Annotated in this window: 9 protein-coding genes; 3 read left to right on the top strand and 6 right to left on the bottom strand. The window is 41.9% G+C overall.

All coding sequences use genetic code 11. The features are described from left to right. Nucleotides 1–3: 3 nt before the first annotated feature. The 5 genes from VB693_RS21970 to cofH all read right to left on the bottom strand — a co-directional run bounded on the left by VB693_RS21970 (nt 4) and on the right by cofH (nt 4,487). Nucleotides 4–633 carry a Uma2 family endonuclease gene (locus VB693_RS21970; RefSeq protein WP_323268114.1) on the bottom strand — a complete coding sequence of 210 codons (630 nt, stop codon included), beginning with the start codon at nt 631–633 and terminating at the stop codon, nt 4–6. A gap of 102 nt (nt 634–735) precedes the next feature. Then, nucleotides 736–963, bottom strand: a complete 228-nt coding sequence (locus tag VB693_RS21965) for an addiction module protein (protein WP_323268113.1) — start codon at nt 961–963, stop codon at nt 736–738. 43 nt (nt 964–1,006) lie between these two features. Beyond that, nucleotides 1,007–2,500, bottom strand: a complete 1,494-nt coding sequence (locus VB693_RS21960; protein ID WP_323268112.1) for a family 10 glycosylhydrolase — start codon at nt 2,498–2,500, stop codon at nt 1,007–1,009. Between the two features lie 297 nt (nt 2,501–2,797). Further along, nucleotides 2,798–3,199, bottom strand: coding sequence for a photosystem II protein Psb27 (psb27, locus tag VB693_RS21955; RefSeq protein ID WP_190698365.1), 402 nt, complete (start codon nt 3,197–3,199; stop codon nt 2,798–2,800). 118 nt (nt 3,200–3,317) lie between these two features. Then, a complete protein-coding gene (cofH, locus tag VB693_RS21950; RefSeq protein ID WP_323268111.1) occupies nt 3,318–4,487 on the bottom strand; it encodes a 7,8-didemethyl-8-hydroxy-5-deazariboflavin synthase subunit CofH in 1,170 nt (389 codons plus the stop codon). Nucleotides 4,488–4,900: 413 nt separating this feature from the next. Here cofH and VB693_RS21945 point away from each other — a divergent pair, with 413 nt between their 5' ends. From VB693_RS21945 to VB693_RS21935, 3 genes are all read left to right on the top strand, one after another. Then, a complete protein-coding gene (locus VB693_RS21945; RefSeq protein ID WP_323268110.1) occupies nt 4,901–6,148 on the top strand; it encodes a glycosyltransferase in 1,248 nt (415 codons plus the stop codon). Between the two features lie 73 nt (nt 6,149–6,221). Beyond that, the gene (locus VB693_RS21940; RefSeq protein ID WP_323268109.1) at nt 6,222–7,922 is read left to right on the top strand and encodes a glycosyltransferase; all 1,701 of its coding nucleotides are present in this window, start codon (nt 6,222–6,224) and stop codon (nt 7,920–7,922) included. A gap of 413 nt (nt 7,923–8,335) precedes the next feature. Beyond that, nucleotides 8,336–9,973 (top strand): N,N-dimethylformamidase beta subunit family domain-containing protein, encoded by a 1,638-nt coding sequence (locus VB693_RS21935; protein ID WP_323268108.1) that lies wholly within the window; start codon nt 8,336–8,338, stop codon nt 9,971–9,973. A gap of 19 nt (nt 9,974–9,992) precedes the next feature. Here the strand turns inward: VB693_RS21935 and VB693_RS21930 are convergent, their stop codons facing one another. Next, the gene (locus VB693_RS21930) at nt 9,993–10,601 is read right to left on the bottom strand and encodes a DUF3318 domain-containing protein (protein ID WP_323268107.1); all 609 of its coding nucleotides are present in this window, start codon (nt 10,599–10,601) and stop codon (nt 9,993–9,995) included. Between the last annotated feature and the right edge of the window lie 63 nt (nt 10,602–10,664).

Raw genomic sequence — 10,664 nt, 5'->3', positions numbered from 1 at the left:
AGGTTATAACAACTGACTTTTCACCCAATCACGAAATATTTTTACTAACTCCAGATAATCCATTGTTTCGGCTTGTTGCAAAAATCCAGCAATTTCTGGAATGGGTAAGTTAACAAAGAATTGACTAGTTTGGCAGGTAATATAAGTGTCATTTTGTAATTGTTTAATCACCAGAGATTCCCCGTTATAAATCCAAACTTCTGCTACACCCAAATCTGCATAAACTCGTAGACGACTATCAGAACTGCTGGTGACATCAATTTCCACGACTAAATCAGGTGCGGGGTCTTGTGTTAAGTCCAGTCGTTTTTTTCCCCGAACCAGGGCAATATTGCGAATGTAGAAACATTTATCGGGTTCTGCACCACTCACTTCAGGACGTTTTAAAGTAGTTGAACCTAGGGGGTAGATGTTCACTGCTAATTCTTCAGCTAGGGTTTCCACAAAACGACCTAAAACTTCTTTGCCAAGTTCATGTTCTGGGGATGGGGACATAATTTCTAGATGACCACGATTATAAGTTAGACGCAGCCGGCGATCGCTCAATTCTTCTAGTAATCTCTCATAAGTCTGCCAGCTAATCCCCGTCAGGTGAATGATTTCATGCGGTGGTGTCAGCAGTGTTGCAGTCATAGGTTCAACCGAAAATCTTATGGCTTTATTTTAGAGGATGGAAACAGGGAAAGCATCGTTGAATGACATATTCTGCTTCTGGTTGGATAATCAGGTTATGGTTCATCTGGAGAAGCCTAAACGTTTTTTCACATCCTCCCAACTAGAACTATTGGCTGGATTATTCTGATAACTTGCTAATCGCCGATCTAATTCTTGTTTCTGGACTTCGCTCAAAGTAACGTATTCTGCTTGTTCAGAGATACTGTCCCATAAATCTTCAGCTAGCTGAATACGCTCTGCAACGCTGAGTTGAGAAATGTCAACTTTCAATAGTGGATGTGAACTCATTAGTACAGGGTGAGAGTTTAGCTTTTACCTATTTTACAGAACTCTAACGGCAGAATTTGCGATCGCTATCATTTTCTGGATACTGCCAAGAATAGGCAAAATGGCTTACCCCTTTAAGCTTAGGTGCAAATTGTTTTAATGCTTGCATTTGTGCTTCTAATGAGGGACGATTACTCACCGAGCCTCCCCATTTGCCAGCTAAAGCCGGAATTATTTGTGTACCTGGCTTGGATAGAGTGATAACTCGTTGTACTTGCTCTACAATACAGCTAACGCTACCACAAGTTCCATAAGACATGGGATGCCACTCTAAGGAACTAGGAAACTGATCCCAAGGTTGCAAGCGAGAATCATATCCTTGTCCCACTGTTTGGTTGCCTTCTGGAAAAAATACCACGCCAGAGGGAATACCAAGTTGTTTTGCTGGGTGACTAGCTAAGGTGACAAAATCTATAATACCTTGCATGGCATGGGCTACAGCCAGCAACCATAATTCGGTTTGTAGTAGTGGTTGTCGCTCGCTAGGTGACAGGAGTGATTTTCCTTGTGCTGTAATTACACGTCCTTGCCACATCGGTTGATTTTCTTGGGGATAAAGTTGATCAATTTCACTAATATCTCCTGCTGTGACGTATCCTTTACCTAAGAAACGCCGAATTAACTCTAGTCCTTGGTTATTTTGGGCGCGGCGAAATAAAGCCTCTTGGGTAGCTTTAGTAAATAACCATAAATCTGTGACTTTGGTGGCGATGGAATTACTACCTGCTTGACGGGGATAACGGATATAGTCAAACAATAGACCATCGGGGCGACGGCGTAAGATTTCTTGTACGAGGCGGTAGTAGTCGCGTTTAGCTTGTTCGTTGTAGGGGTCGATAAATACTTGATTGCTATCATTAACAACATATAAACTAGTTTGACCCTTACCATTACGCGCGATCGCAGCTTCTCTATCTCGGCGCAGTGCATAACTATAGCCAAAATTGTTGGTATACAACCAAACATAAACTTTTAACCCGCGTTGCTTTCCCTGTTTAATTGCTGTGGCGAGTAAGTCAACTTTTTCCGCACCAGGATTGCGAATCACTGAAGGCCAAACTGTGGGGTTAGCTGCTGCGGGTAACAATACTCGCCCATCATAGAATGCTTCTACATAAACTTGGTTGTAGCCATCATTGACTATCCGATCCATAATCTGATCTATAGCCCCTGACTTCAAATCACAGGGATATAAACGTATCCAGACAGCTTGAGTTTTTGGCCAAGTACGGTTGCGACACTGTTGTACTTCTTTGGCGTGTTTTTGGATTAATTGCTGATAGCGTCTCTGGGCATCTTTATTGCCTTTGAGGGCTAATAAGCGTAAATTTTCTTTTGTTTTGGTGGCTGCTGGTGATATCCGACAATATTCTGTAACTTGCGCTTTTGCTGGTTGAATCGTCAAGTAGGGAATTAACAAACTACTGCTAAAAATAGCAGTAAAGAAATGTTGCCAAAGTAATTTCACTCTCACACACTGGAAGGAATGGTTAAACATACTGGATTAAAACAGAACAAACAAATCATTCACACTATTGCAAACATTAGAGTGAACGTGTATCAGATGTTATATCTTACAATCAAGGGTTTTGAAGCTTGAATCCTAAATCCTATGTTTGCGATATCACAATGTTTTATTCTGTAAAGTTATAAGAGTAGGTTAAACAACAACATCCTACTAACGGGATATTTATCAGCAGAGTGATTGGGGACTGGGAAAAATAATGACTAATGACTATAGTCAAGAGCCTCTATATTTCTGACTCTTGACTATAAAAATATAGCAGGGGGAAAATTAAGCACCTCGCCGGAGTGCTGATTCTACCTGCTGGAATTCTTGTTCTAAACGATTTTTGAGCTTTTCTGGTACGGGTCTGTTAGGGTAAGAACTGTAGTGTCCAGCCAGAGAGTTGAGGGCTGTTCGCATAGTTGTAAAGGAACTCAGACCTACAACAGAGTTAGCCCGTTGGTAGCGAGCCGAAAAATCATTAATTTTTTGCCTAGCTTCTGCTTGAATTGCTGCTCTTTCTGGTGAATCTGGGGATACTTCTAAGGCTTGTTTTAAGGTATTGACTACAGCCAAGGTATCTTGGCGGTAATCTCCTGTTAAACTATCCGGACTACCACAGCCTACTAAGCCAATGGCAACCACCAAGACGAGGGCAAGCAGACGCGACCAATAGCGTTTCATAAGCATTATGTAAAACGATACGTAAATCAACGTCCATCGTATCTTGGATTGGTATCTTGGGGATCAAGTGAGTAATGAGTGATGAGTGGTGAGTAATGAGTGGTGAGTGGTGAGTAGTCAAGAATTATTTTCTAATAGCAATGTTGTTCTTTACCTCTAGCTCTATCTTTTGATAGAGAGTATCTCGTTGCTGATAAGGTCTACCTACGGAAGCGATCGCTTGTTGTAAGGTTTCCACATCCATACAAGTACCACCTACAGCACCGGCCATCGTTGTAATATGCTCTTCCATTAATGTGCCGCCGATATCGTTGCAACCCCAATCTAAAGCTGCTGTTGCGCCATCTAGTCCCAGTTTGACCCAACTCTGTTGATGGTTAGGAATCCAATTACCTAAGTAAATCCGCGCTACAGCACCTAATAGTAAAGCATCTGCTAATACTGGTTGGTCACGTCCGACACGACGACGTAAGGATTTTGGTGCTTCTTGCCCAACAAAAGGTAATAGAATAAACTCAGTAATTCGGGCGGGATATCTCTCGTGGACAGCCGTTTGTTGGAGCGATCGCAATTTTTCTAAATGACCAATTTGTTGGGCTGGGGTTTCAATATGCCCCGATAGCATGGTACTGGTCGTATACACGCCTAATTGGTGTGCTGTGCTGACAATTTCTAGCCAAGTCGCTGTGTCAATTTTTTCTGGACATAGGACACGCCGCACTTCATCATCTAAAACTTCAGCTGCTGTTCCTGGCATCGAAGCAACACCTGCATCTCGCAAAGCTTTAATAACATCAGCATATGTTAAGCCATCAATGCGGGCAATAAATTCTACTTCTTGGGGAGAAAAGGCGTGGAGATGAATCTGGGGAAACTCTTGCTTAATCGTTTCTACTAACTTGAGGTAGTAAGACAAGGATTTACCGTCAATTTGTGCTTGTGGGTTTAATCCTCCCTGCATACAAATTTCTGTTGCACCACGGTCTACAGCATCTTGAGATTTTTCCAGAATTTGCTGCCAATCTAACCAGTAAGCACCAGTGTCTCCATCATCTCGACGGAAAGCACAAAAGCTACAATGTTGCTCACAAATATTAGTAAAGTTAATATTCCGGTTAATTACGTAAGTAACCGTATCCCCGGCTTGCTGCTGGCGGAGTTTGTCAGCCGTGGCACAAATAGCTGCGATCGCTTCAGGGTGAGTTTGTGTTAACAATGCCATCCCCTCAGCCGGAGATAGATCATACCCTAAAAGAGCGCGGTCAATAACAGCATCAATAGGATTTTTATTCACAGTAAATTAATAAAAATTAGCTACAAAAATTTATAGTCTTATTTTTGCATTTAATCTTACTAAAAAGTATACAAATTTCATATTCGTGTGCAACATTACTTAGCCTTGAACTGAAGCTTAATAAAACACGACTTTTAGTATAATTAAGACGGCAATTCTTTATAATTCTAGGGTGAATACTTAACATAATCATCAAAGTATGGTGAGGATATTACTGGTACTATGATCAAAATTACGTATAAGCAAATATATTGATAAATCCAGGGTTGCCAGAAACTAGCTTCAAGAAACTGGTTTTTGTGGAAGGGAGCATCCATTCTCGGTGAATAGCCTGCCAAAAGTCGATGCTCTCCTGTAGAAGACCAGAACACCATCATTTTGTAAACTCTATCTTGTGATTTGTAATCTAGTTTATGAATGTCAACTCATCCAGCGCATTGTTAGCAGTCCCAAATGGCCCGTTGCAGATTTCTGATTTACCGCCTACTAGTTTAGGAACAATTGACCAAGATATTTACTTGTCCTTGGTGATTCCTACTTACAAAGAACGGGACAATATTCAGAATGTTGTCAAAATTTTGACTCAAACATTAGATGAATATATTCCAGGAGACTATGAACTAATAGTTGTGGATGATGATAGTCCTGATTTGACTTGGGAAGTAGCTCAATCCTTAACTAGTAAATACCAACAGTTGCGGGTGATGAGGCGACAAGGGGAAAGAGGACTATCTTCAGCAGTGATTCGTGGGTGGCAAGTCGCTAGAGGTAGGGTTTTAGGAGTAATTGATGGGGATTTGCAGCATCCACCAGAAGTTTTAACACAATTGCTGTCTCAAATTGTACAGGGAGCAGATATGGCAGTAGCCAGCCGTCATGTAGATGGTGGTGGTGTCAGTAGTTGGAGTGCAGTAAGACGTTTCTTATCTCGTGGGGCGCAATTGTTGGGGTTAATTTTACTACCGGGAGTTTTGGGAAGAGTTTCTGACCCCATGAGTGGCTATTTTATGGTGCAACGTAGGAGCATTGTGGGGGCGACACTTAATCCCGTCGGTTACAAAATTCTCCTAGAGGTGATTGGGCGGGGTAATGTCGAAAATATTGCCGAAATAGGTTACGTATTCTGCGAGCGCAAAGAGGGTGAAAGTAAAGTTACGTGGAAGCAATATGTGGACTATATTCACCACTTAATTCGTTTGCGGCTGTCTACAGGTGGCTGGAAACGCTTGAGTCAGAGTGTAGAAGGCTTTCCGATGGGTAGATTCTTGCGGTTTGGCTTAGTGGGGCTGAGTGGGGTATTTGTCGATATGGCGATGCTCTATTTACTCAGTGATCCGTCTACCTTGGCTTTGCCTTTGACTCGCAGTAAAATCATTGCTGGGGAAATTGCAATTTTCAATAACTTCTTGTGGAATGATGCTTGGACGTTTGCGGATGTCTCCATGAGACAGCAAGAATGGCATCAACGGCTAAAGCGATTTTTGAAGTTCAACGTGATTTGTTTGGCTGGGTTAGTTTTGAATGTCTTGGTGTTGAATTTGGTATTTAATTTCCTGATTTCTAACCGCTATGTTGCTAACCTAATTGCGATCGCATTTGCTACAGTCTGGAATTTCTGGGTGAACTTAAAACTTAGCTGGCGGGTGACTGATGTGAAATAGTCAGCGAACTGAAATCAACCATGTGAGTCTAATATATACAAATTGACCTGTTCTGGCTCTGGCAAAGACATAGATGCGTTTGTATAATTGGCACTCTACCATCTCATCTCGTTGGTTTCATCCTTTACTGTTGCTGATGTGGTTAATCATCGGACTCGGCTTACGTTTAACCAACTTGACTACCAAGCCTCCTTGGACTGATGAATTTTCTACATTGGTTTTTAGCTTAGGGAATAGTTTTTTAGGAGTACCTCTAGATCAAGCGATCGCACCTGACATTTTATTGCAACCACTGCAACCACAACCAGCTGCGAATCTTCATGATGTCTGGAGACACCTGAGTCATGAAACCAACCATCCCCCGATTTACTTCGGTTTAGCCCACTTGTGGATGCAATTATTTCCCACACAACAGGGTTTAGTTTCTTTATGGGGGGCGCGATCTCTAGCAGCGATTTTAGGTGCTGTATCTATCCCGGTAATTTATGTCTTTAGCTGGATTGCCTTTCGTTCCCGCTTAGTGGGTCATTTAGCGGCAGCGATGATGGCTGTATCACCATACGCCATCTTTTTGGCACAAGAAGCCCGTCACTACAGTTTGGTGATTTTGTGGGTGATTGCTTCCCTTGCCTGCTTTGTGATAGCCACTCGCCACATTCAAAACCAGACACAAATACCCATTAACATAGCACTAAGCTGGGTAATAATTAATGCCTTGGGGATTGCGACTCATTATTTCTTTGTTCTGACGCTGTTGACAGAAGGCCTAGTGTTAATAGTTCTGGCTGGGCAGCAAATCCGAACTAATCCCAAAGTTTTTTTATCTCCCCCTTGGCGGCGGATTTATGCTGTTGCTCTGGGTACTTTTATCGCTGGTATAGTTTGGCTACCAGTATTTTTACAAAATAGCTACGGCGAGCAATTAACAGACTGGATACAGCAACCCCGTCAAGGATTTGCTTGGTTAAGTCCATTTTTTCAGGCTTTTGCAGCCTGGGTAACGATGCTTTACTTGCTACCAGTCGAAGCCCCACAGTTGTTGATTGTGATTGCTTCTGGCTTGGTAATGCTGATATTTATAATTTGGGCAGCACCGATTTTAGTCCAGGGGTTAAAAGCAAACTTACAACAACCCGAAACCCGTTTTGTGACGCAGATATTAATGGGAGTCGTTGCCTACGCGATCGCTTTATTTTTTGTCTTTACCTATTTTCTAGGTATAGACTTAACTAGGGGTGCGCGTTATAACTTCGTTTACTTTCCCTCTGTTATAGCTTTACTAGGAGCTAGTTTAGCTGCAACTTGGCACAGTTCCCAGGGAAAAAAAGCCGTCATAGCGATTTGGCTGATGGGGTTTATCAGCGCGGTTACAGTCATCTGTAATCTTGGTTATCAGAAATATTATCGCCCTGACCTGTTTGTAAAATTAATTCAGCAAACATCGCAAGTTCCTGTTCTCATTGCCACTACACAGGTAACTCATGTGCAGATTGGTGAAATGATGGGCATAGCCAGAGAGTTCAGAATCAGAAATATTGACTTTCCCTCTCCGTTATTTCTTCTAGCTAATCAAGACCATGATCCTCAGATTTCCACTAATACCTTAGAAAAGACTTTAAATAAATTGCCACGACCGTTTGATTTATGGCTAGTGAATTTTCATGCTCCCATAGGCGAATCAGTCAAAAAATGTGCCTCTGAGACTCAATCTTTGCCAGGCGTAAACGGCTATGAGTACAAAATTTATCACTGTTTAACAAACTCTGATACATGACATCCTCACTGAGTTTCAGCTCGGTGAAGATGTCAATAGACCTCTTGCATAAATGCTTAAGCTGTCATGTTGAGCAAAGCGAAACATCTCAAAGATTCTACATTTCATTCAGAATGACACATCTCATTTTCGGACTAACGTTGAGTTGAAAGTGCTGTCAGCAGAACATCAGCCCGTACTTTCTACTTGACTTGAATACTCAGCACCGGCTAAACGCCGCGCTACCGCTAACAGCACCGGCTAAACGCCCCGCTACCGCTAACAGCACTCACTACTCACTACTCACTACTCAGCACTCAGCACTCAGCACTGAGTTGGTAAATATTTTGTGTATGTTGAGATATAAGTAAGAGTCAACGTGAAACAATCAAAAGATAGTGCAAATTTGATTGGTTACAATCTCTGAGACTGTAATGTTATCTAGACATCCATTAAATTTTTTTACCAGTGCTGTATTGCCATTATTGCTCAGTATCGCCACCATCATATTTTTTTACCAACCGTATGCGATCATCGCGGCAGAATTACCAAACCTCAATCAGCAAAATAACCCCATCATCATTGAAAATCAAAAAATAGGGACTACAGATTGGCAGTTGACGAAACCTGCAACTAGGCGAGAAATAGAAGGTTATGCTTCTCTGACTAGTGTGAATCGTGGTGACACAATTAAGTTATTTGTCAATACTAAAGAGCCAAACTACACCATAGAAATCTTTCGGATGGGTTGGTATGGTGGTGCTGGTGGTAGGCAAATGGCTGCTGATATTAAACGAGTAGGAGTCAAGCAACCACGGCCAATTATAGATAAAACCACCGGCCTGATTGAATGTAATTGGCAAGATCCATACACTCTGAAAATACCTTACAATCCGAGAGATCCGACACAGTGGGCTAGTGGTTTTTATTTAGCAAAACTGACTGCTAGTAAAAGTGGCAAGCAAAGCTACATCATCTTTGTTGTGCGTGATGATAGTCGCCCTTCTGATATTCTGTTTCAGTCAAGCGTCACTACTCACCAAGCCTACAATAATTGGGGTGGGATGTCCCTGTATCGTTGGAATAGTCAGGCTAAACAAGCACAAAAAGTTTCCTTTAACCGTCCCTATGCTGCTAGCCCCAATTCAGCCGCCGCCTACGGAGTAGGTGCAGGAGAATTTTTAACGAATGTCCAACCACCAAGAAGAACTTCTAACGCTGGTTGGGAATACAACATGGTGAGATGGCTAGAACGTTCTGGCTACAATGTTACTTACATTACAGATATTGATACCCACGAAAATCCTTTGGACATGGATACTACCAAACCCATGTTGTGGTTGCACAAAGCCTTTCTTTCAGTAGGGCATGATGAATATTGGTCGACAAAGATGCGGCAAAATGTAGAAACAGCTAGAGATAACGGTTTAAATCTGGGATTTTTCTCTGCTAACACCTGCTACTGGCAAATTCGCTTTGAGCCTAGTCTTATTACTCAAGATATGAATCGTACCATCGTAGCTTACAAAGAAAGTATGGCTTTAGATCCATTTGCCAGAGATCGAGATCCCACAAATGATTTCTTAGTGACAACCCTTTGGCGTAGCAAACCTGTCAATCGTCCAGAGGAAGCATTGATAGGCGTGATGTATGAAACATTTGAAGTTAACGCTGATATTGTTATTAATAATACAGCACCCAATTGGTTGCTGACTGGAACACAATTATCCCAGGATAATGATACAGCATCAGTACAGAGCAATAGCAAAGCACCACCCAAGGAAATGCGTCTGAAAGGACTTTTAGGCTACGAAGTTGATCGAATGTTTGGCTACACCCCAACTAATACAATACGCCTAGCCCATTCACCTTATAGATATAAAGGCAGAACTAGATACTCAGATATGACGATGTACACAGCAGATTCTGGCGCAATGGTATTTGCAACTGGTTCGATACAGTGGAGTTGGGGATTAGATGATTACAATGCGCCAAAGTTACGCTCATCGGTATTAAGTCCTGATGCACAGGCTATTACACAGAATATTCTGGATAGGATGATAGGGAAATAGGGGATTGAGAAAATATTTTCTACCTTGTCTCATAATTCTCTGGTACACCAATTGGTGACAAACCGGCGATCGCTCTTAAATTTTGACAACGAATTAAATCAGTAAAATTTAAGCCGGAATTACCTTCAATTTTGCTGACTGTTTCAATAGCAGCTAACAAATGTTGTGCAGCTTCTATTTCTGAGTAACCCCGTCTTTGGGCTACTTTAATCGCGGCTAAATCAGCATTTATCAATGATTCTGGGGATTTATTCTTACGCCAAATGCGCGTGAGAGCGATCGCACTTAATCCCCCACCTACGGCTACACCTACAAAATCTGACTGTGTAGATTCCACCAATGCACCTATAAACCCAGCCAAAGCTACACCTTGATAAATATCCGGTTTAAACCATTTCACCCCCGTTAACCAAGCAACTTTCTGCAACAGCAGCAAATCCCGTTGTGGTTTCGACAGGCGACCCCATAAATCAAAATTAATATATATCGGTCGTTCCTGATTCCAAGGTAAGGGAAAAGCAGCATCTATCACCTTGGGTTGCTCTGGTTTACTAACAATTTTAGATGTCATGCGCCCAGAAGCAGGCATCACATCTAACAAACGGCGAATTTCAATCTTAGACTCCATGAAAATAATTCGTAATTAGATAATTGATTTTACAAAAATTCGCCCATACACACTTGGCCTACG

The sequence above is a fragment of the Anabaena sp. UHCC 0399 genome (assembly GCF_034931465.1).
GTDB lineage: Bacteria > Cyanobacteriota > Cyanobacteriia > Cyanobacteriales > Nostocaceae > Trichormus > Trichormus minutissimus.
Note: the sequence above shows the minus strand (reverse complement) of the source record. Positions and strands in the feature narration are given on the sequence as shown.